Source organism: Microbispora sp. CA-102843 (assembly GCF_050936215.1).
GTDB lineage: Bacteria > Actinomycetota > Actinomycetes > Streptosporangiales > Streptosporangiaceae > Microbispora.
The window spans coordinates 7,958,141-7,984,666 of the sequence record NZ_JBNJNF010000001.1; the positions used below are offsets into that span (position 1 = coordinate 7,958,141).

The window sequence follows — 26,526 nt, forward strand, 5'->3', positions numbered from 1 at the left end:
CCGTACCACAGTATCTTGGCCAGCGAGCGCAGGGGGGACGTCCCCACGAGCCAGGAGGACCTGGCAGAGCACCCGCTGCCCGCGCTGGTCGCGGCCAGGGTGCCGATCACGGTGAACACCGACGACCCGCCGATGTTCGGCACCGACCTCAGCCGGGAGTACGCCGTGGCGGCCGAACTGCTCTCCCCCGATGAGAAGGGCGTCGCCGACCTGGCCCGCGCCGCGGTGGAGGCGTCCCTCCTCGGCGCCGAACGCAAGTCGGCCCTGCTCGCGGAGATCGACGCCTACCTCGATCAGAACTCGTCGGCGCCGCTCACCTGAGCGATGTCGAACACGTGCCGGGAGGCGGCGCAGAGCGTCTCCAGCACGTGGATCGGCAGGTCGTCGGCCGAGTACGCGGCCCGCACGATCTGGACCACCCACTCGCCGGGCTCCAGTTCCAGCATGGCCGCCTCGCCGTCCCCGGGCGGACGGGCGACCAGGTGCTCCTCCGCCCGGCCGAACCGGTGGCCCATCTCCTCGATGCGCGCCTGCAGGCTCGGCGCCAGGAAGCCCGGCTCGCACAGCGGCGTGTCCGCGAAGAGGTCGAGCCGCAGGAAGCTCGTGGCGACCCGCACCGGCACGTCACCGGCGAGCAGCAGCTTGCGCCGGGCCAGCACCGGCGTGCCGGGCTCCACCCGCAGCCCGGCGGCCACGTGCTCGGACGCGGGCTCCGGGCCGACGTACAGCATCCTGCGCCCGGCCCGCACACCCTGCCGCTCCGCCTCCGTCAGGAACAACGAGGCCGATCCCCGTACGGCCGGCTCCGACGGCAGCGACCTTCGCACCACTATTCTCGGCCGCTCCATGCTCCGCTCCCCCACGGCAAGCCCCTCCCATGTACCGCCCCGACAGTACTCGTCATATCTGAGAGCCACTCCCGAGGAGTATTGAAACGATCGGTTCAAAACTTGCTATGCTGCCCGCGTGGCCCGGCCGAGGATGTTCGACGAGGAACGGGCCCTGGACGCGGCAATGCGCACATTCTGGGAGAAGGGCTACGAGGCCGCTTCCACTCAGGACCTGTGCGACGCCACCGGACTGGGGCGCAGCAGCATCTACAACACGTTCAAGAGCAAACAGGATCTCTTCGAGCGCGCGCTCGCCCGCTACCTCGACAGCATGACGACCGCTCACCTGGCCGTCCTGGAGGACTCGACGAGAAGCGGAGCCGACCGCATCCGCGCCCTGCTCGTCCTGGTCGTCGAGGGCGAGACCGCGAACCGGGCCGGCGGTCGCGGCCTCGGTTGCCTGAGCGTGAACACCACGGTCGAAGCGGCCGCCCGCGAGACCCGGGCAGCCGAGATGCTGGAGCGCGACACGACCCGCAGGCTGGCGGCCATACGTGCGGCCATCGAGGAGGGCCGCCGGGACGGAAGCATCGTCTCGGCGCGGGACGCAGAGGCGCTGGCCCGATTCGTCAACGCGGCCGTCGCCGGCATGCGCGTCTCCAGCCAGGCAGGCGCGGACCGCGCGACCCTGGAGTCCATCGCCGAGATCACCCTGGACGCCCTGACCCACTGATCCACTCCCATCGAACCGCTGCCACCGACTCCGGCACCATCCGCACCCGGACAGTGCCTTCACATGCCCCAGTTTCGAACTGCCTGATGGGCGTCGGCCTGGCCGGCGTGACCATGAACACGGCGATGGCCACCCGCGTTCAGCGTGCCGGCAACGCCGGCCCGCTGGTCAACACGGTCCACTCGTCCTTCATCACCCTCGGCATCATCCTCGGCTCCTCAATCGGGGCCGTCGTCATCGACGCCTGGGGGCTGCGGGCTCCGCTGTGGCTCGGGGCCGCGCTGGCGCTGGCCGGTCTGGCCACCCTCCTGCCCGACCTGATCCGGCGCCACTCGCCGGCTGCCGGCGCCCAGCTCGCCCACGACGAACAGCCGCAACGGGTCTAGACACCAAAAAAGGGCGGGGAGGAAGCGTTCGCTTCCTCCCCGCCCTTCTGCGGAGATGTGGAGGTGGCGGGAATCGAACCCGCGTCCTTCAACACCAAGACAGGGCTTCTCCGGGTGCAGCCTGTTGCGCTTTTCTCGGCCCCGGCGATCTCACAGGCGAGTCACCGACGGGCCCAGTCACTGTTTGGTTTCCCGTACGGCCCCGTGACCGGGCCGGACGGTTGAGCCTTCTAGCGATGTCAGTTCCGGGCCGAAGGCACTCCCGGGCTGACAGAGGTTTCTCGCTGCTTAGGCGGCGAGAGCCAGGGAAGCCTGGCTCACCTCAGTGCTCTTCTTATTGGCACTTATCGTTTGCGGTCACAGTGTTAACGGGGTTATGTCCGCCGTCCCCGACCCGCTTCCCCTGACTTGCAATGTCGAAGTCGAAACCGGTCACCCCCTGTGGAGTTGTCAATCCAGACCCGAGGGCCTGGCGTCACAAGCTTACTCATGACAACACCGGCGACGCGACTCGAATTCCTTCGCCCCGGTGCACCGGTGGGCCGGTGAGACGCCGAAGCCCCCGGGATCGCGGCCTCTGGCACGCGCCCCCGGGGGCTGACCGGCAGGGTCGAGCCGGTCGAGACGGGCAGGGCTCCCCCCGAGATGGAGCCCTGTCCTCATCACGGCGACTGGGCCCGCAACCCCCCAAGCGGGTCCCAGTCACCTAGAAAGACGCCGGTCACCGCCCTGATGGTTGCTCGCCTCGGAGCCTTTTTCAGGTCTGGGGCTGCGCGTCGCGGAAGAAGCTTCCGGCCATCGTCGCAGCGGCCTCCGTATCGCCGCTCTGCGCCAGCACGGCGACCGCGACGTCCCCCTGCCAGCCCACGAACCACGAGAGCCTGGTGCGCTCCTTCTTCTCCGTCTGGGTGACCTCGGCGGCCACGCCGTACACGGGGTCGCCGGGGGCGGAGGCGGCGGAGGCCGCGCCGGACGTCACACCGGCCCGCATGAGCGTGCGCAGCTTCGCGATGATCGCGGGATCGAGCGTCACGGGCTGCGCGGTGGCCGGCGTGGCGCCGTCCTCGGCCGCCGGGTCGGGAGCGCTGGGCGAGGTCACCAGCACCGGCGGCCGCCACGTGCCGGACTTGACGGCCGCGGCGACGAGGGCCATGGACAGCGGGCTCACGCGGGCGCCCTGCCCAGCCATGATCTTCGCGATGGCGGCGTCGCCGTCGGGGGCGTCCATCGACCCGCTGAACGTCTTCAGCGGCAGCTTCCAGTCACCGCCGATGCCGAACTGGCTCGCGCTTGCGGAGAGCCGCTGCCCGCTGATCCGCCGCGCCAGCGACGCCAGGGCGGTCACGCAACCCTGCGCGAAGTCGGTCTGGAAGGTGGGCGTCGTCACGCCGTTGACACCGGGCTGCTGGAATCGGGCTCCGCCCACGGTGCGGTCGGCGCTGCACGGCACCTTCTGCTTCGGGTCGAGACCCGACTGGAGCAGTCCTTCCGCGGCGACGACCGAGAAGGCGGTGCCGGCCGCGAACTTGCCGGCCAGCGCGTCCTTCTCCTGGTGCAACTGGTTGGTGGAGACGGCGAGCAGGTCGCCGGTGGAGGCCTGCACCGCGACGAGCGCGGCCGGGCGGGCCCCCGCCACCGCGGCGTCCCCCACGCTCTGCAGGCGGCTGTCGATCGTGGTCTGGACCGACGAGTTCTCCCGCCCCGGCCACGCCTTGAGCTCCTTGACCAGCCGCCCGGTGGCGTTGTCGAGGATCACGACCCGGGTCTCGGTCGAGCCGGTGAGCTGGTCCTGGTAGGCCTTCTGCAGGCCGTCCCGGCCCAGCGTGTCGCCGGCCCGCTGCGGCCCGCCGAGCCGCTGCTCCGCCTCCGGGGTGATGGCCGTGACCACCCCGACGATCTGGGTCGGCGACTTGGGGGCGACCGGCGGGTTGTCGATCTGGAACTCCAGACCTTGGATGGCATCCAGCTTGGACCTGATCTGGGCGAACTTCGTCCGCCCGAACGTCGCGAGGGGAACGAAGTCCTGCGGGGGCGACGACAGGATGCGGCTCAGCAGGCGGTCCTGGGCGAAGCCGGTGACCTTCGACAGCTGGTCGCAGAGCCTGCCGGGGTCCTTGACCTTGGCGGGGAAGACCCCGGCGACGTGCAGGACGGTCTCGTCCTGCAACGGGTTGCCGTTCCGGTCGAGGATCGGCTTGCGGCCCTTGGGGACGGTGGCGACCGCGAGCCGCTGCCCGGAGTGCAGGTCGGGGTGGATGACGCTCGGCGACCACCGCACCTTCCACTGGCCGCCGACCAGGTGCAGGGGCAGGTTGCCGTCGTACTGCCAGAGGGGGTTGTTCTCGCCGAGGTCCACCTCGGCGTGGTAGCCGGCCCGCGCGGCGTCGCCGTCCTGGCTGATCCCCCGGAGGGAGAAGCGGATCGAGGCGGCGTCCAGTTGCAGCCGGGCGTTTTCCAGTGCCTTGCGCACCGCCGCCTGGTCGCCGTCGGCCCGCCGCGCGGCGGCCACGTAGTCGCCCGTCTGCCAGCCGACGAGGAAGTCGCGCACCGCCTCGTGCGGCGACGGTTCCTCGAAGCAGCCGGTCAGCAGGGGCGCGGTCAGCCCCAGCGCGAGCGCGGCCCGTACGGCTCTCGCCCGGACGACCCCGAATGATCGGAAGGACACGGCCTAACGGCCCCCCCGGCGGCGGACCGCGTTCGACATGGCCCGCGCCATCTCCCGGCCGGCCTGCTTCTCCATGAGCGTCTGCCGCTTGTCGTAGTCCTTCTTACCCCTGGCGATGCCGATTTCGATCTTCGCCCGGCCGTCCTTGAAGTACATCGACAGCGGGATCAGCGTGAGGCCCTTCTCCTTCATCGTCGCGCCGAGCTTGCCGATCTCCTTGCGGTGCAGCAGCAGCTTGCGCGTGCGCCGGGCGGCGTGGTTGGTCCAGGTGCCCTGGCTGTACTCCGGGATGTACACGTTGATCAGCCAGACCTCGCCGCCCTCGACCGAGGCGTAGCCGTCGGTCAGGTTGGCCTTTCCCGCCCGCAGGGACTTGACCTCGGTGCCGGTCAGGACGAGCCCGGCCTCGTAGGTGTCCTCGATGAAGAAGTCGTGCCTGGCACGCTTGTTCTGGGCGATCAGCTTGCGCCCGGTCTCACGTGGCATAAGGGGAGCCTACCGTCGCCGCGAAGGGCGAAAACGAGCTGCGCGGCCGGTGCGGGATCACACCCGCAGGTAGCGGCGCAGGGTGACGAACGAGGCGAGCACACAGATCAGCACGCCGATGGCCATGGTGCCGGTGATCACGCCCGCGACCGTGTCCCAGCCGAGGGGCGCCGCCATGTAGGTCTGGATCGACTCGAAGATGAAGACCTTGACGATGATCAGGATCACACCGGACAGGACGCCGCCGATGAGACCGGCGATCAGGCCCTCCAGCACGAACGGAAGCTGGATGTAGATGTTGGAGGCGCCGACCAGCCGCATGATGCCGGTCTCCCTCCGGCGGTTGTACGCCGACAGCCGGACCGTGTTGCCGATCAGCAGGGTGGCCGCGATCACCATGAGGATCGCGATGCCGAGCGCCACGTTGCGCAGCGTGTCCATGAAACCGAAGACCGACTGGAGCAGGTCGCGCTCGTTGACGACGTTGGAGACGCCGGGCTGCCCCTTGAGGCTGCTCGCGACCGCCGTCGCCTTCTCCGGGTCCTTCAGCTTGACCCGGAACGACTCCGGCATGTCCTCGGGCTTGGTCACCGACAACAGCAGCGTGTTGCTCTCGGTGCTCTGGAAGTTCTTGTACGCCTGGGCCTGGGTCTCGAACTGCACCCGCTCGACGTCCGGGAGCGCCTTGATCGTCTGCTCCAGGTTGCCCTTCTCCTCCTGCGTGACAGCGCCCCTGTTCTTACAGGGTTCGAAGGGTGAGCCCTTGGTGCACAGGTAGACCGACAGCTCGACCTTGTCGCTCCAGAAGCCGGTCAGCTTCGAGACCTGGGAGTTGATCATCAGTCCGACGCCGAGCAGCGCCATGCCGACCGCCACCGTCACGATCACCGCGATGGTCATCGTGAGGTTGCGCCGAAGGCCGATCCAGACCTCGGAGAAGATGAAGTTGGCCCGCATGGTCGCAGTTACTCCTAATACGCCTGGCCGTACACGCCGCGCGACTGGTCGCGGACGATCTTGCCGTCCTCGAGCTCGACCACGCGCTTGCGCATGGAGTCGACAATCGCGGCGTCGTGTGTCGCCATGAGGACGGTCGTGCCGGTCCTGTTGATTCGGTCGAGCACCTTCATGATGCCGATGCTCGTGGCAGGGTCGATGTTTCCCGTGGGCTCGTCGGCGAGCAGGATCATCGGCCGGTTGACGAACGCGCGGGCCATGGCGACCCGCTGCTGCTCGCCACCGGACAGCTCCTCCGGCATGCGGTGCGCCTTGCCCTCGAGGCCGACGAGCTCGATGACCTCGGGCACGACCTTGCGGATGAAGCGGCGCGGCTTGCCGATGACCTCCAGGGCGAACGCCACGTTCTCGTAGACGTTCTTGTTCGGCAGCAGCCGGAAGTCCTGGAACACGCAGCCGATGCGGCGGCGCAGGTGCGGCACCTTGAAGTTGGACAGCTTCGACAGGTCCTTGCCGGCCACGTGGATGGAGCCGCTGTTGGGCCGCTCCTCCTTCAGCACCAGCCGGAGGAAGGTGGACTTCCCCGACCCTGACGGACCGACCAGGAACACGAACTCGCCCTTGTCGACATCCACGCTCACGTGGTCGAGGGCGGGCCGGTTTTGGTTCGCGTAGACCTTGGTGACATTATCGAAATGGATCACGGGCGCATCACGGCTAGCCAGTCTAGGGGGTGGGACGGCCGGTCCGGGGGTCGCCGGTCACTTTGCTCTGGATCGACGTTCCGTTTGGCCAGAGGCCAGTCTAGGGGTAACACTGGCATGGAACGTCCATAACGGAAACAAAACGATTAGCCCTTGGGCGATGGGGCGGTAAAGCTGCTATGAGCTGCGAACATCTGATCTGCGCCGCGTGCGCCGGCCCCGTGGTGGAGGGGCGCTGCCCCGTCTGCCGGGAGGGCCGCGCCAAGGTTCACCACCACGGGTTCATGGGGCTGTCGCCCCTGGTCATCGCGCTTGTCGTGCTACTGGTCGTGGCACTGGTCGCGCTCACGCACGTCAGCGGTTACTGACCGTCACCCGATTCCTGGCGGCGCGTCCAGCGGATCTCGCCCTCGATGAACTCGTCGAGGTCGCCGTCCAGCACCGCGGTGGGGTTGCCCGCCTCCACACCCGTGCGCAGGTCCTTGACGATCTGGTACGGGTGCAGCACGTAGTTGCGGATCTGCGTGCCCCATGACGTCGTCGATTCGCCGCGCAGCTCGTTCATCGCCGCGGCCTCCTCCTGGCGCTTGCGCTCAAGCAGCTTGGCCTGGAGGACGGCCATCGCCGTCGCGCGGTTCTGCAGCTGCGACCGCTCGTTCTGGCAGGAGACCACGATCCCGGTCGGGAGGTGGGTGATCCGCACGGCCGAGTCGGTCGTGTTCACGCCCTGGCCGCCCGGCCCCGACGACCGGTAGACGTCGATGCGCAGGTCGTCCTCGTTGATGTCGATGTGGTCGGTCTGCTCGACCACGGGCACCACGTCCACACCCGCGAACGAGGTCTGCCGGCGGCCCTGGTTGTCGAACGGGCTGATCCGCACCAGCCGGTGGGTGCCGTGCTCGCCCCTGAGCGTGCCGTACGCGTAGGGGGCCTTGACCGCGAAGGTGGCCGACTTGATGCCGGCCTCCTCGGCATAGGAGGTCTCGTAGACCTCCGCCGGGTAGCCCTTGCGCTCGGCCCACCGCAGGTACATGCGCAGCAGCATCTGGGCCCAGTCGGCCGCGTCGACGCCGCCCGCCTGCGAGTTGATGGTCACCAGGGCCTCGCGGGCGTCGTACTCGCCCGACAGGAGCGTGCGGACCTCGAGCGCGCCGACCTCGGACCTGAGCGCGGCGAGCTCCCTGTCCGCCTCGGCCTGCGCGTCCTCGTCGCCCTCCTCGGACGCCAGCTCGAACAGGACCGGCAGGTCCTCCAGGCGGCGGCCCAGACCGTCCACCCGGTTGACCTCGGCCTGCAGGTGGGAGAGCCGGCTGGTGACGCGCTGCGCCTGATCGGGGTCGTTCCACAGGTCGGGCGCGGCAGCCTGCTCCTCCAACTCGGCGATCTGCTTGCGCAGGGCGTCGAGGTCGAGCACGTCCTGAATGCCCTTCAGCGTGCCGCTAAGCTCGTTGATCTCTTCGGCTGGATCGATGACTGCCACGTCTGTAAAGGGTACGCGAATCGGGGACCCGGTCAGGCAGTCCGCCTCGGTAGCATGTGGATCGATTGCAAGGGGGGCTGGCGTGAACGGGGTCGTTCGGAGTGCGCTGGCCCTTGCTCTGCTCACCTGTACGGCCGTCGCCTGCTCGGGCGGCGAACCGGCCCGGCCGACGGCCAGCCCGGCTGCGGCCACCTCCGCCCTGCCGAGTCCCGGCGAGAGCCCCTCGCCGTCGCCCAGTCCCCCGGCGGTGACGCTGGAGGAGGCGTCCCGGGCGCTCGACGCGTTCCTGGACACCGACGACGTGCTGCGGCAGGCCGGGGCCGACCGGTGGGCGCTCCAGCTCACCCAGGACGGCCAGCGGCCCATCACGATCGCCGAGATCCACTCCCGTGAGGGCAAGCCCGCCCGCTACACGTGGGATCACCGCACGGTGCTCGTGCCCCGGCAGAGCGCCCGCTCGACCGTCTGGTTCGCGGCCACCGCCCGGCGGCGCGACGCGTCCGGCGACGTCCGCACCGGCGTGTTCACGTTCGTACGGCAGAGCAAGGACGGGCCGTGGCGCAGCAGCTTCGCGTCCCTGCTCAATCCCGGCGAGAAGCCGCCCCCGGTCACCCTCGACGCGGACGGCTACGCCACGGCACTGGAGTCGCGCGACACCTCGGTGGCGATCAGCCCCAACCTGATGGGCCCGCTGCACGCCACGGCCGCCGAGGAGGGCCCGAAGGGATACGCCTCCGGGCTGATCGCCCCCGGCCCGCAGACGACGGGCTTCTACGACGAGATCAGCGACACCAAGGAGACGGCGAAGGGCGACGACTGCATGAACTACGAGTCGATCTTCGCCTCGGCCCCCAACTACCCGATCTTCGCGCTGCGCACCCGCGACGGTGGCGCCATGATGCTGTACACGCTGATCCGCACGTCCTCGTGGAACCCCATCCCGAAGTGCGGCGAGGGGCGCCCGGTGACGGTCCCCGCGGCGGCCCGCTGGCTGCTGGGCCACACCAAGGACCTGTTCATCCGGCAGAAGCGGCAGATCGTCGAGACCCAGCAGTACGTGAGCGCGGTGCCGCCCAAGGTGTCCACCGCGCCCGCGCACGTCGTCGGCTACGAGGGAATCGTCACCGGCGGCTCCAACCGCTGATCGCCGAGCACGGTCTACGCCTCCGTGTGGGGGAGGTTGCTGGTGGAGACCAGCGTCCGCACCGCGCGCAGCGCGACCGACAGCGTCGCCAGGTCGAAGGTGTCGCTCTCCCAGATCTCCGACAGCGTCTGCCGCGACCGCGTCACCGCGGCCTGGTTGGCCTCCGTCCAGCTCGCCAGCCGCTCCTCCGGCGACAGCCCCGGCCGGCTGTGGATCAGCACGTCCCTGGTGAGCGTCGCGTGGGCGGCGTACAGGTCGTCGCGCAGCGCCGACCTGGCCATCGAGTTCCACCGGCTGTCGCGCGGCAGCGCGATCACGCGCTCGCGGAGCCGGGCGAGCTGGAGCCGGTCGGCCAGATCGAAGTAGACCTCGGCCACCTCGCTCACCGGCCGGCCGGTGTACGCCGCGATCTCCACGAGGTCGAACGTGCAGTAGGCCGGCACCATCGCCGCGACCCGCTCGGCCAGCTCGCCGGGCACGCCCCTGGCCACGAAGGAGTCCCTGCGCTCCTCGTACGCCGCCAGGTCGGGACCGGTCAGCAGCTTGGGCAGGTGGGGCAGCAGGCCGCCGGCGCCCTCGATGAAGTAGCGGGCCGTGGAGGCGAGATCGAGCGGGGGCCGGCGGTTGCCGAGCAGCCAGCGGGTGCCGCGCTCGGACAGCTTGCGGCCCTCCAGCAGCATCGCGAGCTGGGTCGCGGTGTCCACCTCGTTGTCCAGCTCCTCGATCTGCCGCATGAACGACGGCAGGTCGAAGACCTCCCGCGTCACGAGGTAGGCCCGCACGATGTCGGGCGTCGAGGCTCCGCTCTCCTCGCCGAACCGGTAGACGAAGCTCGTCCCGCCGAAGTTCACCACGTCGTTCACGATCCGGGTCGTGATGATCTCCCGGCGCAGCGGGTGGGAGTCCATGTACGTCCGGAGACGGTCGCGCAGGGCCGAGGGGAAGTACGACACCAGCCACGACGCCAGCGACGGGTCGTCGGGGATGTCCGACTGCAGCAGCTCGGCGTCCACCACGAGCTTGGTGTAGGCGAGCAGCACCGCGAACTCGGGATTGGTGAGCCCGAGCCCGGCCTGGCGCCGCTCGGCGAGCACCTTGTCCGACGGCAGGAACTCCAGCTCCCGGTTGACCAGCCCCTCGCGCTCCAGCCTCCGCAGGTAGCGGGCGTGGATGTGCAGCATCTCCGGCGCCTGCGCGCGAGCCGCCGCGAGCACGACGTTCTGGGCGTAGTTGTCCTCCAGCACCAGCCTGCCCACCTCGTCGGTCATGTCGAGGAAGAGCTGGTTGCGCTGCTTGTCGGTCATGTCGCCGTCGCGGACGACCTGGTCGAGCAGGATCTTGATGTTCACCTCGTGGTCGGAGGTGTCCACGCCGGCCGAGTTGTCGATGAAGTCGGTGTTGATCAGCCCGCCGTTCAGCGCGAACTCGATCCGGGCCCGCTGGGTGAAGCCGAGGTTGCCGCCCTCGCCCACGACCTTGCAGCGCAGGTCGGCCGCGTTGATCCGCAGCGCGTCGTTGGCCTTGTCCCCCACGTCGGCGTGGGTCTCCGACGACGCCTTGGCGTACGTGCCGATGCCGCCGTTCCACAGCAGGTCGACGGGGGCCCGCAGGATCGCGCTGATCAGGTCGTTCGGCGCGAGCGCGGTGACGCCGTGCGGCAGGCCGAGCGCGTGGCGCGCCTGCGGCGAGACCGGGATCGACTTCGCGGTGCGCGGCCACACGCCGCCGCCCGCCGAGATGAGCGACCTGTCGTAGTCGTCCCAGGAGCTTCTGGGCAGCTCGAACAGCCGTAGCCGCTCGGTGAAGCTCCGCGCGGCGTCCGGGTCGGGGTCGATGAACACGTGCCGGTGGTCGAAGGCAGCCACGAGCCGGATGTGCTCCGACAGGAGCATGCCGTTGCCGAACACGTCGCCGGACATGTCGCCGACGCCGACCACGGTGAAGTCGGTGCTCTGCACGTCCACGCCGAGGGTGCGGAAGTGGTACTTGACCGACTCCCAGGCACCCCTGGCGGTGATGCCCATGGCCTTGTGGTCGTAGCCCACAGACCCGCCGGAGGCGAAGGCGTCGCCGAGCCAGTAGCCGTACTCCTTGGCCACCTCGTTGGCGATGTCGGAGAACGTCGCGGTGCCCTTGTCGGCGGCCACCACGAGATAGGTGTCGTCGCCGTCGTGCCGCACGACGTCGGGCGGCGGCACGACCTCCCCCGCGGCCAGGTTGTCGGTGAGGTCGAGCAGGCCGGAGATGAACTGGCGATAGCAGGCCACGCCCTCGGCCAGGAACTCGTCGCGCCCGCCCGCGGGGGGCTGCTTGACGACGAAGCCGCCCTTCGAGCCGGTCGGCACGATGACGGTGTTCTTGACCATCTGCGCCTTGACCAGGCCGAGGATCTCCGTGCGGAAGTCCTCCATGCGGTCCGACCAGCGCAGGCCGCCGCGGGCGACCTTGCCGAAGCGCAGGTGCACGCCCTCGACCCGCGGCGAGTACACGAAGATCTCGTACTTCGGCCGGGGCAGCGGCAGCACGCTGATCGCCTGCGGATCGACCTTGAGCGAGATGTACGGCTTGCGCCTGCCGGTGACGAACTGGCTGCCCGCGTCCCCGGCGTCGCGCCCGTCGTCGCGCGCGGCCTGGAAGACGTTGGTGCGCAGCGTCGCCTGGATCATCTCCAGGTAGGCCCGCAGGATGCGGTCCTCGTCGAGCGAGGCCACCTCGTCCAGCGAGGCGAGGATCTCCTCGGTCAGCGCGTCGCAGACCTCCAGCCTGCCGTCGTCAGGCCGCCGGGGGTCGAGCCTGGCCTCGAACAGCCGCACCAGCAGCCGGGCCAGCCGCACGTTGCCGCGCAGCACCTTCTCGATGTACGACTGGCTGAACGTGGCCCCGGCCTGCCGCAGATACTTGGCGTACGCCCGGAGGATCTCGGCCTGCTCCCAGGTGAGCCCGCCGGCCAGCACGAGCGCGTTGAAGCCGTCGTTCTCCACCTCGCCGCGCCACAGCACGGCGAACGCGTCCTGGAACAACCGCTTGAACTCGTCGCGGTGCACCTCCTCCGAGGGGGTGTACCGCAGGCCGAAGTCGTAGATCCAGGCGTCCCGGGTGTCGGGGTCGTGGTCGCGGTCGATCTCGTAAGGCCGCTCGTCCACCACCTCGACGCCCATCCGCGTGAGCAGCGGAAGCACCCGCGACAGCGAGATCGGCGCGCCGAGCCGGTAGAGCTTGAAGCGGCGCTCCCCCTCCGCCGCGCCGTACGGCTCGTAGAGGTTGATGCCGATGGCGTTCGGGTCCTCGCCGAGCGCCTCCAGCCGCTTGAGGTCGGCGACGGCCGTACGCGCGGGGAAGTCGGCCTTGTAGCCCTCCTGGAAGGCGGAGCCGTAGCGGCGCAGCAGCCGGGGCGCGTCCTCCTCCGGGCACAGCTCGTTGATCGCGGCGGCGAGGTCGTCCTCCCACGTGCGGGTGGTGGCGGCCAGCCGCGCCTCCAGTTCCTCGACGTCGACCGGCGTCTCGGCGAGCGGCTTGCCGCGCTCGCCGCGGATCACGACGTGCAGCCGGGCCAGCGCCGACTCGCCGATCATCGTGCTGTAGTCGAGCGAGGTGCCGCCGAGCGCCTTCATCAGGATCCGCTGCATGTGCAGGCGGACCTTGGTGGTGTAGCGGTCGCGCGGCAGGAAGATCAGGCAGGAGATGTAGCGGCCGTAGTCGTCGCGGCGCACGAACAGCTTGACCTGCTTGCGCTCACGCAGCCGCAGCACGCCGAGCGCGATGGGCAGCAGCTCGTCCACGGAGGTCTGGAAGAGCTCGGTGCGCGGGTAGGTCTCCAGGATCTCCATCAGATCCTTGCCGTCGTGGCTGTCGGGCGACAGCCCGGCCCGCTCCAGCACCTCGGCGAGCTTGCGCCGCAGCACCGGGATCCGGGAGATCGACTCGTTGTACGCCACGTGGGTGAACAGCCCCAGGAACCGCCGCTCGCCGATCACCTCGCCCTCCGGCGAGAAGACCTTGATCCCGACGTAGTCGAGGTAGTGGGGCTTGTAGACGGTGGCCCGGCTGTTGGCCTTGGTGACGATCAGCACCTGCTTCTCGCGCGCCTTCGCGCGGACCTTCGGCGGCAGGGCCGCGAAGCTGGCCGATCCGGGCTTGTCGGCCCGCAGGATGCCGAGCCCGGTGCCGGGCAGCTGGCGCAGCGCGGCGCCGCCGTCGGTGTCCTCAAGCCGGTACTCCCGGTAGCCCAGGAACGTGAAGTGGCCGTCGGCCAGCCAGCGCAGCAGCTCCGTGCTGTCCTCGACCTGCGCGGGGTCGAGCGGCGGCGGATTGACCGCCAGGTCCTCGGCGGTCTGCACGGCCAGCGCCCGCATCTTGGCGAAGTCCTCGACCGCGCAGCGTACATCGAGCAGCACCCGCAGCAGGTCGCTCTCCAGCCGCTTGAGCACGGTGTGGTCGGCCTGCCGGTCGATCTCGATGTGCATCCACGACTCGCGGATGACCTGCCCGGTCACGTTCTCCTGCTCGGGGCCGAGCAGCTCGCCGGTCATGTCCCTGCGCACCCGCATCTGGGGGTGGACGATCAGGTGGGTGCCGATCTCGTTCCGGTCCAGCTCGGTCGTCACCGAGTCGACGAGGAACGGCATGTCGTCGGTGACGATCTGGACCACCGTGCGGCCCGGGTCCCAGCCGAACTCCTCAAGCGTGGGGGTGTAGACGCGGACCAGCGCGCGTCCCTGCGGCCGGTGCTGGGCCAGGTGGCGGTGGGCCATCGCCGGGCCGTACACGTTCACCGGGTCGCGGTCGGCCAGGTCCTCGGCCGGGACGTTGCGGTAGTACCGCCTCAGGAAGGCCAGGGGGTCCTCGCCCTCCACCTGGAGCGCTCCCGGCGCGTGCGCGCACCTCTCGGCGGCGATGCGGAGAAGCTCGTCCAGCGCTTCATCCGATTCCTGCCGATTCAGCGCCATTTCGAGCGGCATGTCGCTACTCACTCCCTTGTGAGGATTCAAAGCCAGGCCCGGAGTTCCCAGAGCAGGGGAAAGAAGTGCAAACGCGTTCTCCCCCTCAAGTACGGTGCCCCGGACGAGCCTCCCGTACCGGATTTCGTGCCGATCTGGCGCTCCACCATCTGCACGTGCCTCATCCGCCAGAGCGCGGTCGTCTCGTCGTGGGTGAGGAGATCTTCGGCCAGGTCCCACAGGTCGTCGTACGATCCCCGGTCGCGGGCCACGGCCAGCAGGGAGTCCATGATCTCTTCGTCGGAGACCGGCAGGCCGCGCTGGGAGAGGGCGGTGAGGTAAGCATCCCACAGCGTCGGCTCGGCGAGCCGCCGCCGGAGCCTGGCGAGTTCCGCCTCGCTCGCGTCCCTCAGCCGGCCGAGGTACGACGGGTCCTTGACGGCCGAGAGGAACTCGATCTCACGGAACTGCACCGACTGGAAGCCGCTCGCGGGGGCGAGGACCGACCGGAACTCCAGGAAGTCCTGCGGCGTCATGGTCTCCAGCACCTGGACCTGGTCGACCAGGACCTTCTCCACCGCGTGGACCCGGCGGAACAGATGCCTGGCGCGCCACAGCGCGCCCTCAATCATCGCGTCCCTGATCCGCTCCAGCTCGTGCAGGAGGAGCTTGAACCACAGCTCGTAGACCTGGTGGACGGTGATGAACAGCAGCTCGTCGCTGGCCCCGGACTGCTGCTCCTGCTGGGCGAGCAGCTCGGGCAGGCGGAGATAACCGCCGTAGGACAGGCGCCCGCCCTCCTCGCCGAAGCTGCGGGGCGGGGGAAGCACGTCCCCGGACCCGGCCCGGCCATACGGCGTCGCAGGCATGCGCCACTCCTCCACGATGGGCGCGCCCTTCCGATCCCCATTGACCGAAAGCCCGGCACCACCGCCCCCGATACCACCCCATAACGGCACAAACGTCAACTTCGTCCGCGTGCGCGCGACCAGGGGATTGACCTTGTCCTATTTAACCAGCCGCACCCCCTCCGGGGGCTCTCATGCGCAAGCCGCCCCGGAGACGCCCGCTCACCGGCGGGAGGTCGCGCGCCGGACATCGGGAAATCCCGAAATGCCTGATCACAAAACGGTTTGAACTTCTCGAAGCTGCTTTCGACTCGCGTACGATCATGCGTCGTGGAAGATCATCGTCCGGAGCGTACGGCCGTCTTCGTGGACCAGAGCGGACGCCGGGCCAAGATCTTGACAGCCGCTGCGGTCGGCGGGGCGATCGTCGTCCTGGCGCTGACTCTCACCCTGGTGAGCGGAGCACTGGCCGGCCCCGAGCTGCCCCCGATGGGATGGCCGGGCACGCAGGGACAGCAGGTCGTGGAACGGTCCCCCATGGGCTCCCCCACCCCGTCTCGGAGATCCGAGCGCAGGCGTGTCCCCCGGGCGAGTGGCACGCCACGCGTGACGGCGGCTTCCGCGCGGCGGACGCCCTCCGCTCGCGGACTGCAGAGCAGGGCTCCCTCCGCCGCTCCTTCCAAGCAGAAGAGCCTCAAGCCGAGCAGGACGCCTTCCGCGGTCCCGGAGCCGGATGTGAAGATCTCCGCGTCCGGTGAGTCCACGCCCGCGCCGTCGGCTCCCGAGGTCGCGCAGACCACGGCGCCGGCCAAGGAGGCGACGCGGACCCCGGCGCCGGAGCCCAGCACCGTCCAGACGCCTCCCCAGCAGCCCGGGCAGACGCCCGGGGCCTCCCAGTGACGCGTCCATGAGACGACAGCGCAGACCGGCCGAGCGGAGACCTGCCGAGCCGCGCGGCCACTGGTTCCTCGTCGCGATCGCCGCGCTGCTCATGGCCGGAGCGCTGCTGCTCAACGCGTACGCGCACAACGTCATCGGCGAGACCAAGGCGCCCCCGGCGGACTACGGCGACTCCGCCGAGCTGGAGCAGATCCGCTCCGGCGGCCCTCTGGTCAACGTCTCGGGGTCCCGGCCGCTCAGCGCGCGGCCCAAGCCCCGCCGGGTGGCGCTCACCTTCGACGACGGTCCCGATCCGCGCTGGACGCCCCGGCTGCTCGACCTGCTCCGCAAGCACCACGCGAAGGCGACCTTCTTCGTCCTGGGGGCCCACGTCGCCGAGCACCCCGAGCTCACCCGCCGCGTGGTCGCCGAAGGGCACGAGATCGGCAACCACACCTACACTCACGCCGATCTGGGCGCGGTGCCGGCCTGGCGGGTCCGCGTGGAGATGTCCCTGACCCAGAAGACGCTGGCCGCGGCGGCCGGGATCCACACCCGCCTCGCCCGAATTCCGTACTCCTCGGCCCCGGGAGCGGTCGGGTACGGGCAGCTCGCCGCGATGCGGCTGCTCGGCGACGAGGGATACCTCGTGACGTTCGCCGACGTGGACACCCAGGACTGGAGCCGCCCGCCCGTGGACGAGATGGTCCTCGCGTCCCTCGCGCGCACGGTCGAGGGCGAGGGTGCGGTGATCATGTTCCACGACTCGGGAGGCGACCGCACCCGGACGCTGGCCGCCGTCGACCGGCTGCTCACCCGGCTGGAGAGGATGAAATACTCCGCCACCACGCTCACAGAGGCCGTCGGGCTCCCCACGGCGCACACCGCCGCCTCCCCCGACGAGCGCGTCCTCGGCACGGTCCTGGGGTTCGCCCAGCGGGCCTCCTTCGCCTTCGTCGAGGCGCTCGGCTGGTTCCTCGCCGCGGCCGGCGTGCTCACCGTGCTCCGGATGACCCTTTTCGTCGCACTGGCGTGGGCGCACGCCCGCAGGACGCGCGGGAGATCCGCGAACACCGGCATGCCCCGCTGGGCGGCCCCGCCGCCGGTCTCGGTGATCGTCCCCGCCTACAACGAGGCGGCGGGGATCGAGGCGACGGTGCGGTCCCTTGTCAGGACCGACTACGCGGGCCCGGTCGAGATCGTCGTCGTGGACGACGGCTCCGCCGACGACACGGGGCGGATCGCCGCCTCGCTCGGCCTGCCCGGGGTCCGGGTGATCCGGCAGCCGAACGCCGGGAAACCCGCCGCGCTCGCCACCGGCATCGCCCACGCCGCCCACGACATCCTGGTCATGGTGGACGGTGACACCGTCTTCGAACCCTCAACCATCCGTAACCTCGTACGGCCGCTCGCCGACCGCACCGTCGGCGCGGTCAGCGGCAACACCAAGGTCGGCAACCGGCGCGGGCTGATCGGCCGCTGGCAGCACGTCGAGTACGTCGTCGGGTTCAATCTGGACCGCCGCGCGTTCGACCTGCTCGGCTGCATGGCGACGGTGCCGGGGGCGATCGGCGCGTTCCGCCGGGAGGCGGTGGCGTCGGCCGGAGGCGTCAGCGCGGACACGCTCGCCGAGGACACCGACCTGACCATGGCCATCAACCGCAGGGGCTGGCGGGTGGTCTACGAGGAGCGGGCCCGCGCGTGGACCGAGGCGCCCGCCTCACTCGGCCAGCTGTGGCGGCAGCGGTACCGGTGGTGCTACGGCACGCTGCAGGCGATCTGGAAGCATCGCGGGGCGGTCGTGGAGCGCCTTCCGTTCGGCCGTCGATGCCTCGGATATCTCACGCTGTTCCAGGTGTTCCTGCCGTTGCTGGCCCCCGTCGTCGACGTCATGGCCCTCTACGGGCTGTTCGTCGGCGATCCCCTTCCCGTGGTCGCGGTGTGGGCCGGCTTCGTCGCGGTGCAGGCGCTCACCGGCTGGTACGCGTTGCGCCTGGACGGCGAACGGGCCTCGGTGCTGTGGGTGCTGCCGCTGCAGCAGTTCGTCTACCGGCAGCTGATGTACCTGGTCGTCATCCAGTCGGTGGCCACCGCGGTTCTGGGGGCCCGGCTGCGCTGGCACACGGTGCGCCGGGAGGGCACGTTCCAGCTGGCGGGACCGTCCGTCCCGAAACCGTCCCTCGCGGGCCGCCGGCGCCGGCCGGTCAGGGGTGGGAACGCTCCGAGGAGACGGAGGAGCCGTCCTTGATGGCGTCGAGCATGCCGGGCAGCTCCTGGGCCTCCAGCAGTTCCGCCCGGCATGGCGCGCATTCGTCGAGGTGCCGCTCGAACGCCTCGGCGTCGTCGTCGTCCAGCACTCCCAGGGCGTACGCTGCCACGTCGAAGTGCGGCGACGACGCGGACATCAGCTGGCCACCCCTTTCTCCTTCAGGGCCGCGCGAAGCGCGCGCAGGGCGTAAAAGAGCCTGGATTTCACGGTACCCGGTGGGATGCCCAGAACCTCGGCCGCTTGGCTTACCGTCCGGTCGCGTAAGTATGTCTCTTCGATAACTTCCCGGTGCTGGCTCGACAGGCGCCTCAGCGCGTCCGCGACCACGATGGCCGCCAGCGTCCGGTCCGAGCCGTCCGGTACGGCGATGCTGTCCTCTTCGGGAGCCTCCACCTCCCTCGGCCGTACGCCGCGCCTGCGGCGCCCGTCGATCACGATGCGGCGGGCGACGGTGAGGAGCCACGCCCACAGCAAGGGCGGCTCCCACGTCAGCTTCGCCGAGTTACGCCAGGCACGCACCAGCGTCTCCTGGACGACGTCCTCAGCCCATTGCAGGTCGTTGCCGGTCGTCTTGCGCACGTGACGCAGCAGCGGACCGCCGAACTCGCGGTACAGCTCCCGGATCAGGCGTTCATCCCGATCGGGGTCCTCGTTGTCAGCGTCGTAGTCAGGGGGGTCAAGACGCACGAACCGGCTGTCGAGTTGTCGACGCACGGCCACATATTTGCACCAGGGTTACATGTTCGTACACCACATCCGTAACTCCAGTCATTTCTGACTATTTCCTGAACCGCGCCCCAGGGGACCGCGTACCTCCGACCGAAGGTCACGAAAGGAGGCACGATGCGGTTCCGGTTTGGGGAACTCCTGGTGCTCGGCGTCTTCCTCTTCGCGGCGGCCGTCACGGTGATCGTGGTCGTCCCCCGGAGCGCCTCGTCCCAGGCGGGCTGGACGCAGACTCCCTACGGCCCGCTGGGTCCGGCCGACCGCGACCTGCTGGTCCGGGTGCGCTGGGCCGGGCTCTGGGAGATCCCCGCCGGCCGCTGGGCCCAGGACCGGGCCGGCAGCGACAAGGTCAAGGACGTCGGCAGGCACCTCGTGGAGGACCACACCAAGCTCGACGCGGCCGTCAGGGAACTCGCCGCCAAGCTCGCCGTCCCGCTGCCGGACCAGCCGAACCCGGACCAGCGCGGGTGGCTGGACGAGATGGCCGCCGCACGCGGCGCCGGCTTCGACCGCGTCTTCGCCGCCCGCCTGCGCGACGCGCACGGCAAGGTGTTCACCTTCGTCTCCGCCGTACGGGCGGGCACCCGCAACAGTCTGATCCGCGACTTCGCCGGGCAGGCGGTCGACGTCGTGATGAAGCACATGACCTTGCTCGAAGGCACGGGGCTCGTCGACTACTCCACGCTGCCCACTCCCACGGTCTAGAAGGCACTGTCTAAGGAGCATCCATGCGAAAACGGCTCGTGCTCGCGATGGCGGGCGTACTGATCGCAGGCTCGCTGACCGGTGTGGGCCGGCCCGCGCTCGCCGACCACTGCGACCCCTCCATCCAGGGCACGGAGTGCGAGGACGTCGGCCCGGCCCTGGAGGACTTCGTCGACATCCGGCAGGTCCCGCCGGGGAACATCGGCGTACGCGCCGGGCGCGGCTCGTTCACCTCACGCTGCGGACGCAACGAGAACGGCCACCGCAACTCCGACAACCACATCGTCACGCCCGGGGTGTCGAACGGCGCGCACCACGTGCACGACTACGTCGGCAACCTCACCACCAACGGCTTCTCCACCGATCAGAGCCTCGCCGCGGGCGGCACCACCTGCCGGTTCGGCGACAGGTCGGCGTACTTCTGGCCCGTGCTGCGCGGCCGCACCGGCGTCGGCGCCCAGCCGGCGGCCTCCCCCTCGCCGGACGACACCGCCGCGCCGGCCGCCCAATCCCAGGCCACGCGGGATCGTGGCCGGGATACAGGTACGGGTACGGGCGCGGGGGCGGACGAGCCGGGCGGCGCGTCCGAGGGCAACATCGGCGGGATCCTCCTGGCCCGGTCGGTCACGCTGCAGTTCCGCGGCAACCCGGTCAGCAGGGTCGCGGCGATGCCCCGCTTCCTCCGGATGATCACCGGCGACGCGAAGGCGGCCACCAACGGCGGCGCCAACGCCCGGGCGCAGTGGACCTGCACCGGCTTCACCAACCGGCTGACGAGCAAGTATCCGCTCTGCCCGCGCGGCAGCCTGGTGCTGCGCGTCCTCGACTTCCCCAGCTGCTGGGACGGCCAGAACACCGACAGCGCCAACCACAGGACGCACGTCGTGTTCCCCGGCGCGAACGGCGCCTGCCCCGCGGGCACCCGGGCGATCCCCCAACTGCGGATGACCCTGGCCTACTCGGTGCCGAGCGGGCCGTCGTTCGCGGTGGACAGCTTCCCCGAGCAGCTGCACAACCCGATCACCGATCACGCCGACTTCGAGAACGTCATGCCCGACCGGCTGATGAGCACGGTCGTCTCCTGTGTCAACCGCGGCCTGCGCTGCTGAGCCGCGTCCCACACGTGCCGCTCCCCGTCCGGTCCTTCGCAGACCACCCCCGCCTGAGGACGGGGAGCGGCGCCCCCCACTCCGAGCCCGTATTGATCAGACGGAGGAATCAGTGCCCAACAGACGGGCTCCCCGGCACACCCGGCCGGATTCCGGCCTCGACCTCGAAAGGCGCAGCGTACGGATCGGCCTCGGCGCCGTGGTCACCCTGGCCCTCACCGGAGGGCTCGCCGCCACCCGGACCAGCGGCGGCGCGGTGTTCCTGGCCGACGCCCAGTCGTTCCTCACGTTCTACGCCGGGGTCTTCTCTCTCGTCGGCCTCACGACGACGGTCGCCCTCGGCCTGGCGGCGACCGACCGCGTCGTCCTGCCGATCTCCCAGCGGGTGCGCGTCCAGCTCGTGCACCGCGCCATGGCGCTGCTCGGGATCGGTTTCCTGATCGTCCATATCGGCATGAAGATCGCCGCCGGACTCGTGCCGCCGTACGGGTCGGTGATCCCGTCCACCAACGTCTACGTGTCGCTGGGGGCCGTGGCCTCGGACCTGTTCGTCGTCATCGTCGCGACCGGCGTGATGCGCGGCAGGTTCGCCCAGGCGGAGCGGCCCTGGCTGTGGCGGGGGCTGCACGACCTGGCCTACCTCGCCTGGCCGGTGGCGATCCTGCACGGCCTGACCGCGGGCCGGTCCGCCGCGCCCTGGGTGACCCTCAGCTACGTGGCCTGCCTGGCGGGGGTCGGCGCCGCCCTGCTGATCCGGCTCGCCGCCGCCACCCGGCCCGCACGGCAGGCCCCGACCACCGACTGGAACACCGACCGTTCGGTCCGCGAGGACCTCGCGACGCCACGGCCCGTCGTACGGCGGCAGCAGGCGCCGCGTGAGGCCGCCGTCCTCGGCCGCACCGGCACCGATCCCTTCGACGTCCTCGACACGCCTCCCACCCCCCAGGAACCCCGCCTCCGGAGGATCGTTTGATTCCCTACCGCGTCTCCCACGTCCGGCGGCTCGGCCCGGCCCGGCTCACCGCCGGTCTGGACGACCACCGCAGGCTCGACCTGAACGCGCACTACAAGTTCCACGACCGGCTCCCGGGCCAGACCGTGGACGCGCTGATCTCCATGGCCGAGGAGGTGGACCTGCGGGGCCGGGGCGGGGCCGCGTTCCCGTTCGCGCGCAAGCTGCGCGCCGTGGCCTCCCGCGCCCGCGACAGCGAGACGGTCGTGCTGGTGAACGCCGCCGAGGGCGAGCCCGCCAGCCTGAAGGACAAGACCCTGCTCACCCGGGCGCCCCATCTGGTCCTGGAGGGCGCTCTGCTCGCGGCCAGCGCGCTCGGCTCGCGGGAGGTGGTGATCGCGGTCGGCGCCGGCGAGCTGGCCGAGGCCTCGGTCACCGCCGCCGTGGCCGAGCGCGGCCTGACCGGCCTGGTCCGCGTCTCGGGCATCCAGGAGCGGTTCATCTCCGGCGAGGGCGGCGCGCTCGTCCGCGCGGTCAACGGCGAGGCAGGCCTGCCCCCCGGCCGGAAGGTCCGCTCCAGCGACAGCGGGGTGCGCGGGCTGCCCACACTGCTGTCGAACACCGAGACCTTCGCCCAGCTCGCCGTGCTCGCCGAGCTGGGGCCGGAGGAGTACGCCGCGGTGGGCACCGTCCAGGAGCCGGGGACGATCCTGCTGACGGTCGGCGGCTCGGTGACCACCCCCGCGGTCGTGGAGGTCACGCCGGGCGTGCCGCTGGCCGACGTGCTGAACCTGTGCGAGGCGAAGATCGGCGACGGGCTGCTGCTCGGCGGCTACCACGGCACGTGGATGTCCGCCGAGGACGCGTACGGCGCGATCCTGTCCCGGCGGGGCGCGAAGGAGGCGGGCGGCGAGCTGGGCGCGGGGATCGTGGTGGTGTTGGGCGAGGACACCTGCCCCCTCGGCGAGACGGCGCGGGTGGCGGGCTACCTCGCCGCCCAGTCGGCCGGGCAGTGCGGGCCGTGCCGCCTCGGCCTGCCGGACCTCGCGCGGGCCTGCCGCCGGCTCCAGGACGGCGACCCGGACGGCCCCGACCTGGTCCGCCGGGCCGCCGCCGCGGTGAAGGGCCGGGGCGCCTGCTTCCACCCGGACGGCTCGGCCAGGTTCGTGCTGTCGGCCCTGGACGCGTTCGCCGACGACGTGGAGGAGCACCGCTTCCACGGCGGTTGCGGGCGGGCGACGAAGGGCGTGCTGCCGCTGCCGATCGAGGACGCGCAGGACGCGCGGCTCGTCGTCGACTGGACCCGCTGCCAGGGCCACGGCCTGTGCGCGCACCTCGTGCCTGAGCTGGTCAAGCTCGACCGCCACGGCTTTCCGGTGTTCATGGACACCGGCGTGCCCTCGTGGCTGCTGGGCGAGGCGCAGAAGGCCGTGGAGATGTGCCCCGCGCTGGCCCTGCGTATAGGAACGAAGTGATGGGCTTGTAACCAACCGGACCGGTTCCATGAGCGTCTCAACGAGGTAGATCACCACCTCGGGAGTACGACCATGATCGACAGACGGAGTTTCCTTCGCGTCTCGGCCCTGGCCGGGGCCGCGGCTTTTTCCGGCACGGCTTTCGCCGCCGCGGGTCCGCGTCCCGCCGACTGGTCCGCGCTCGGCCGGGGGCTGGACGGCAAGCTGATCCGTCCCGGCGACGTGTCGTACGACAACGCGCGCCGCGTGTTCAACTCGGCCTTCGACTCCGTGCGGCCGTCCGGGGTGGCCTACTGCAAGACGGCGGCGGACGTGTCGGAGTGCCTGGCGTTCGCCCGGCGGTACGGCGTGCCGGTGACCTCCCGGTCGGGCGGCCACAGCTACGCGGGCTGGTCCACGGGCAGCGGGCTCGTCGTCGACGTGTCGCCGATGAGCGGCGTGTCCTACTCGGGTGGCCACGCCACGGTCGGCGCCGGGGCGCGCCTGGTCGACGTCTACGCCAAGCTGGCCGCGCACGGCGTCAGCATCCCGGCGGGTTCCTGCCCGACGGTCGGGGTGGCCGGGCTCACGCTAGGCGGCGGCATCGGCGTGGTGTCGCGGCAGTACGGCCTGACCTGCGACGTGCTGGAGTCTCTGAAGATCGTCACGGCGGACGGGAAGGAGCTGACCTGCTCGCCGAGTTCGCACCCGGACCTCTACTGGGCCTCCCGGGGAGGCGGCGGCGGCAACTTCGGCGTGGCGACGTCGTTCACGTTCCGGACTCACCCGACGCGTTCCGTGACCCTGTTCTTCCTGCACTGGCCCTGGTCGAAGGCCGCGGCCGTGCTGAAGGCATGGCAGGCGTGGGCGCCCTCCGCGCCCGACGCGATGTGGTCGAACTGCCATCTCGACCGTGATCCCTCGTTCAACGTGATGGTCGGCGGCCTCTACCTGGGCGGCAAGGCGGCGTGCGAGAACCTGCTGCAGAAGCTCGTCGACCGCATCGGCTCGGGCCCTTCGAGCCGCTACGTCGCGACGTCCGCGTACGACCACGCGATGATGGTGGAGGCGGGCTGCGCCTCGATGTCCGTGGCCCAGTGCCACCGTCCCGGCACCCTGCCCGGGCAGAATCCGAGCGGGAAGCTCGTGCGCGACTCATTCTCGGCCAAGTCGCACTTCGCCTACACGCCGCTGTCGTCCGCCGGGATCAAGGCGCTGCTGGCCCAGGTCGCCGCCCCGGGACGGCACTCGGTGATGCTCGACGCGCTCGGCGGCGCCGTCGGCCGGGTCCGCCCCGACGCCACCGCGTTCCCGCACCGCAAGGCGCTGTTCAGCGTGCAGTACTACTCCCACTTCAGCGGCGCCGCCGGCTGGGCCCGCGCCGCCCACGCCGCCATGCGGCCGTACTTCGGCGACCACGCGTACGTGAACTACATCGACCCCGATCTGACGAACTGGCGGCAGCAGTACTACGGCGCCAACGCCGCCCGGTTGGCGCAGGTCAAGGCCGCGTACGACCCCGGCCGCCTGTTCCGCCTCCCCCAGGGCGTCTAGGAAGCGGTCGCGAGCATCGGCCGGCGGATACGCCTTGCCACCCTTATCGATTATCGATAGATTTCTATTGAGAGTCGATCGAGGGAGGGACGATGAGGAAGCTGACGGTGATTGCGCTCCGCGCCGTGCTCGTGGCGCTGCTCGCCGGCTCGGTGTTCGTGCAGACGGTGATGGTGCCGCTGCTGGCCGCCGACCTGGAGGAGCTCGACTCGGAGTACGCGTACCTGCGCGTCCCGATCCTCGCGATCACGGTCCTGGGCTTCGTGACGGTGGAGGTGGTCCTGGTCTGCGTATGGCGGCTGGTGACCATGGTGCGGCGCGGCACGGTGTTCACCCACGCCGCCTTCCGGTGGGTGGACGTCGTGATCGGCGCGGTCGTGGCGGCCGCCCTCCTGATATTCGCGCTCGCGGCCGTCCTGGCGCCGGGCGAGCCCGTCCCCCCTGGCGTGGTCCTCCTGATAGGCGGGGCCGGCGTGGCGGCCCTGGGGGTCGCGCTCATCGTGCTCGTGCTGCGGATGCTGCTCGCCCAGGCCGTCGCGCGCGACGCCGAGGCGGCGCGGATGCAGGCCGAGCTGGACGAGGTGATCTGATGCCGATCGTCGTCGAGATCGACGTCATGCTGGCCAAGCGGAAGATGTCCGTGGGCGAGCTCGCGGACCGCGTCGGGATCACGCCCGCCAACCTGGCGGTGCTCAAGAACGGCCGCGCCAAGGCGGTGCGCTTCTCGACACTCGCCGCGCTCTGCGAGGCGCTCGAGTGCCAGCCGGGAGACCTGCTGCGCTGGGAGGCCGAGGACGGCGCGGACGCGTGATCTCGACCGGTTGCCGAGCGAGCCGGGTTGCGCGAACCTCACGGTATGACCGAGGAGCGGCGGAGAATGCTCGGCGCCGACGGCGTCCCGGCGTTCAGTTACCTGGAAGGCGTCCGTGACGGAAGCCCGTGGGCCTACGCGATCGAGGACATCGGTCCGGGAGCCGCCGACGCGATGACGTCGCGGATGCCCGGTTGGGTGGTCTCCGTGCCGGCCGATCTCGGTCAAGCCCTGCTCGACCGAGGCGCGCGGCTGCTGCGGCATATGAACGTGATGCTGTGCGATCTGCCGAGCGCCCGGCCGCTCGCGGACGCCGCTCCGGACGGCTTTCGGATAGTCCCCTGCGACCGATCGCCTGCCGAGATCTTCCCCGCGTGGTTCGCGGCCTACCCGCCCGGCCATCCCGACTACCGTCCCCGGGACGGCGAGAAGGCCCTGGAGGAGGAGCTCGTTCCGCTCCTCGGCGGCGAGGAGATCGGCCCCCTGCTTCCCTGCAGCGTCCTCGCCGTACGGGACGGCTCTCCTGGGATGGGCGAAGTGGTGGGTGGCGTTTTCGTGCACGACTCGAACCGGGGACCGTGGATCGCGGACGTGTTCCGGCATCCGGACCGGTCGCCACGAGGTCTCGGCGCGCGCATGCTGTCGACCGCCCTGGCCCGCGCCGCCGAGGGCGGGCTCACCACGATCGGCCTGGTGGTCACCAAGGGCAATCCCGCACGCCGCGTCTACGAGAGGCTCGGTTTCCAGGCGGTCGCCGCCACGATGACGGTCATGATCTGACAGCTGAACCGAAACCCGGACGTCGTTGTCGATCACAGACGTACCGGTACCGATGAGGGGCGCGGCGCATGACCGGTCTCGAGTCACCGGCCTACTCGTTACTGATTGTGATAAGTA

General features: G+C 70.5%; 25 protein-coding genes and 1 other RNA gene. 15 read left to right on the top strand and 11 right to left on the bottom strand.

What is annotated here, in order from left to right; genetic code table 11:
- Positions 1-15 precede the first annotated feature (15 nt).
- Positions 16-321 carry a hypothetical protein gene (locus ACQEVJ_RS36740; protein WP_433109263.1) on the top strand — a complete coding sequence of 102 codons (306 nt, stop codon included), beginning with the start codon at positions 16-18 and terminating at the stop codon, positions 319-321.
- Here the strand turns inward: ACQEVJ_RS36740 and ACQEVJ_RS36745 are convergent.
- Positions 294-848, bottom strand: coding sequence for a UTRA domain-containing protein (locus ACQEVJ_RS36745; RefSeq protein WP_433109265.1), 555 nt, complete (start codon positions 846-848; stop codon positions 294-296). The genes ACQEVJ_RS36740 and ACQEVJ_RS36745 overlap by 28 nt on opposite strands.
- Positions 849-966: 118 nt before the next feature.
- On the opposite strand from ACQEVJ_RS36745, the gene ACQEVJ_RS36750 reads away from it, so the two are divergent.
- Together ACQEVJ_RS36750 and ACQEVJ_RS36755 are read left to right on the top strand one after the other, a co-directional pair.
- Complete coding sequence (locus ACQEVJ_RS36750) at positions 967-1,563, top strand: TetR/AcrR family transcriptional regulator (RefSeq protein WP_433109267.1); 597 nt, start codon at positions 967-969, stop codon at positions 1,561-1,563.
- A gap of 86 nt (positions 1,564-1,649) precedes the next feature.
- Positions 1,650-1,949 carry a hypothetical protein gene (locus tag ACQEVJ_RS36755; RefSeq protein ID WP_433109269.1) on the top strand — a complete coding sequence of 100 codons (300 nt, stop codon included), beginning with the start codon at positions 1,650-1,652 and terminating at the stop codon, positions 1,947-1,949.
- A 55-nt stretch (positions 1,950-2,004) separates the two neighbouring features.
- Here ACQEVJ_RS36755 and ssrA read toward each other — a convergent pair.
- The 5 genes from ssrA to ftsE all read right to left on the bottom strand — a co-directional run bounded on the left by ssrA (position 2,005) and on the right by ftsE (position 6,761).
- Positions 2,005-2,389, bottom strand: a transfer-messenger RNA (tmRNA) gene (gene ssrA / locus ACQEVJ_RS36760).
- Positions 2,390-2,706: 317 nt separating this feature from the next.
- Positions 2,707-4,614 carry a penicillin-binding transpeptidase domain-containing protein gene (locus ACQEVJ_RS36765; protein WP_433109271.1) on the bottom strand — a complete coding sequence of 636 codons (1,908 nt, stop codon included), beginning with the start codon at positions 4,612-4,614 and terminating at the stop codon, positions 2,707-2,709.
- 3 nt (positions 4,615-4,617) lie between these two features.
- On the bottom strand, positions 4,618-5,100 hold the full coding sequence (smpB, locus tag ACQEVJ_RS36770) for an SsrA-binding protein SmpB (RefSeq protein ID WP_433109273.1): 483 nt from the start codon (positions 5,098-5,100) through the stop codon (positions 4,618-4,620).
- A 57-nt stretch (positions 5,101-5,157) separates the two neighbouring features.
- Positions 5,158-6,057 (bottom strand): permease-like cell division protein FtsX, encoded by a 900-nt coding sequence (ftsX, locus tag ACQEVJ_RS36775; RefSeq protein WP_433109275.1) that lies wholly within the window; start codon positions 6,055-6,057, stop codon positions 5,158-5,160.
- A 14-nt stretch (positions 6,058-6,071) separates the two neighbouring features.
- Entirely contained in the window at positions 6,072-6,761 is a 690-nt protein-coding gene (gene ftsE, locus ACQEVJ_RS36780) for a cell division ATP-binding protein FtsE (RefSeq protein ID WP_079315626.1), read from the bottom strand.
- A gap of 179 nt (positions 6,762-6,940) precedes the next feature.
- Here ftsE and ACQEVJ_RS36785 point away from each other — a divergent pair, with 179 nt between their 5' ends.
- Positions 6,941-7,129, top strand: coding sequence for a hypothetical protein (locus tag ACQEVJ_RS36785; protein ID WP_182898828.1), 189 nt, complete (start codon positions 6,941-6,943; stop codon positions 7,127-7,129).
- Here ACQEVJ_RS36785 and prfB read toward each other — a convergent pair.
- Positions 7,123-8,241, bottom strand: coding sequence for a peptide chain release factor 2 (gene prfB / locus ACQEVJ_RS36790; protein ID WP_433109278.1), 1,119 nt, complete (start codon positions 8,239-8,241; stop codon positions 7,123-7,125). The genes ACQEVJ_RS36785 and prfB overlap by 7 nt on opposite strands.
- An 82-nt stretch (positions 8,242-8,323) precedes the next feature.
- Here prfB and ACQEVJ_RS36795 point away from each other — a divergent pair, with 82 nt between their 5' ends.
- Entirely contained in the window at positions 8,324-9,385 is a 1,062-nt protein-coding gene (locus ACQEVJ_RS36795; RefSeq protein ID WP_433109279.1) for a hypothetical protein, read from the top strand.
- A 14-nt stretch (positions 9,386-9,399) separates the two neighbouring features.
- Here ACQEVJ_RS36795 and ACQEVJ_RS36800 read toward each other — a convergent pair whose 3' ends face one another.
- Positions 9,400-14,343, bottom strand: coding sequence for an NAD-glutamate dehydrogenase (locus ACQEVJ_RS36800; RefSeq protein WP_433109281.1), 4,944 nt, complete (start codon positions 14,341-14,343; stop codon positions 9,400-9,402).
- Positions 14,344-14,369: 26 nt separating this feature from the next.
- Positions 14,370-15,191, bottom strand: a complete 822-nt coding sequence (locus ACQEVJ_RS36805) for a tryptophan 2,3-dioxygenase (RefSeq protein ID WP_433109282.1) — start codon at positions 15,189-15,191, stop codon at positions 14,370-14,372.
- Positions 15,192-15,500: 309 nt separating this feature from the next.
- Between ACQEVJ_RS36805 and ACQEVJ_RS36810 the strand changes: the two genes are divergently transcribed.
- Both ACQEVJ_RS36810 and ACQEVJ_RS36815 read left to right on the top strand, forming a co-directional pair.
- Entirely contained in the window at positions 15,501-16,070 is a 570-nt protein-coding gene (locus tag ACQEVJ_RS36810; RefSeq protein WP_433109283.1) for a hypothetical protein, read from the top strand.
- Positions 16,071-16,077: 7 nt separating this feature from the next.
- Positions 16,078-18,297, top strand: coding sequence for a bifunctional polysaccharide deacetylase/glycosyltransferase family 2 protein (locus ACQEVJ_RS36815; protein WP_433109284.1), 2,220 nt, complete (start codon positions 16,078-16,080; stop codon positions 18,295-18,297).
- Here the strand turns inward: ACQEVJ_RS36815 and ACQEVJ_RS36820 are convergent.
- Complete coding sequence (locus tag ACQEVJ_RS36820) at positions 18,254-18,454, bottom strand: zf-HC2 domain-containing protein (RefSeq protein ID WP_433109285.1); 201 nt, start codon at positions 18,452-18,454, stop codon at positions 18,254-18,256. The two genes, ACQEVJ_RS36815 and ACQEVJ_RS36820, sit on opposite strands and share 44 nt — an antisense overlap.
- Positions 18,454-19,032: a sigma-70 family RNA polymerase sigma factor gene (locus ACQEVJ_RS36825; RefSeq protein ID WP_433109286.1), complete on the bottom strand. Its 579-nt coding sequence runs from the start codon at positions 19,030-19,032 to the stop codon at positions 18,454-18,456. Before ACQEVJ_RS36825 ends, ACQEVJ_RS36820 begins: the two co-directional genes overlap by 1 nt.
- Before the next feature lie 129 nt (positions 19,033-19,161).
- Between ACQEVJ_RS36825 and ACQEVJ_RS36830 the strand changes: the two genes are divergently transcribed.
- The 8 genes from ACQEVJ_RS36830 to ACQEVJ_RS36865 all read left to right on the top strand — a co-directional run bounded on the left by ACQEVJ_RS36830 (position 19,162) and on the right by ACQEVJ_RS36865 (position 26,409).
- Positions 19,162-19,749: a DUF4142 domain-containing protein gene (locus ACQEVJ_RS36830; protein ID WP_433109287.1), complete on the top strand. Its 588-nt coding sequence runs from the start codon at positions 19,162-19,164 to the stop codon at positions 19,747-19,749.
- A gap of 23 nt (positions 19,750-19,772) precedes the next feature.
- Complete coding sequence (locus tag ACQEVJ_RS36835; protein WP_433109288.1) at positions 19,773-20,858, top strand: DUF1996 domain-containing protein; 1,086 nt, start codon at positions 19,773-19,775, stop codon at positions 20,856-20,858.
- Between the two features lie 112 nt (positions 20,859-20,970).
- Positions 20,971-21,831 (top strand): hypothetical protein, encoded by an 861-nt coding sequence (locus ACQEVJ_RS36840; protein WP_433109289.1) that lies wholly within the window; start codon positions 20,971-20,973, stop codon positions 21,829-21,831.
- On the top strand, positions 21,828-23,285 hold the full coding sequence (locus ACQEVJ_RS36845; protein WP_433109290.1) for an NADH-ubiquinone oxidoreductase-F iron-sulfur binding region domain-containing protein: 1,458 nt from the start codon (positions 21,828-21,830) through the stop codon (positions 23,283-23,285). The genes ACQEVJ_RS36840 and ACQEVJ_RS36845 overlap by 4 nt, the downstream gene beginning before the upstream one ends.
- A gap of 72 nt (positions 23,286-23,357) precedes the next feature.
- Positions 23,358-24,818 (top strand): FAD-binding oxidoreductase, encoded by a 1,461-nt coding sequence (locus tag ACQEVJ_RS36850; protein WP_433109291.1) that lies wholly within the window; start codon positions 23,358-23,360, stop codon positions 24,816-24,818.
- Between the two features lie 92 nt (positions 24,819-24,910).
- The gene (locus ACQEVJ_RS36855) at positions 24,911-25,408 is read left to right on the top strand and encodes a DUF2975 domain-containing protein (protein WP_433109292.1); all 498 of its coding nucleotides are present in this window, start codon (positions 24,911-24,913) and stop codon (positions 25,406-25,408) included.
- Positions 25,408-25,629 (top strand): helix-turn-helix domain-containing protein, encoded by a 222-nt coding sequence (locus ACQEVJ_RS36860; RefSeq protein ID WP_433109293.1) that lies wholly within the window; start codon positions 25,408-25,410, stop codon positions 25,627-25,629. Before ACQEVJ_RS36855 ends, ACQEVJ_RS36860 begins: the two co-directional genes overlap by 1 nt.
- Positions 25,630-25,674: 45 nt before the next feature.
- Complete coding sequence (locus ACQEVJ_RS36865; RefSeq protein WP_433109294.1) at positions 25,675-26,409, top strand: GNAT family N-acetyltransferase; 735 nt, start codon at positions 25,675-25,677, stop codon at positions 26,407-26,409.
- Positions 26,410-26,526 lie beyond the last annotated feature (117 nt).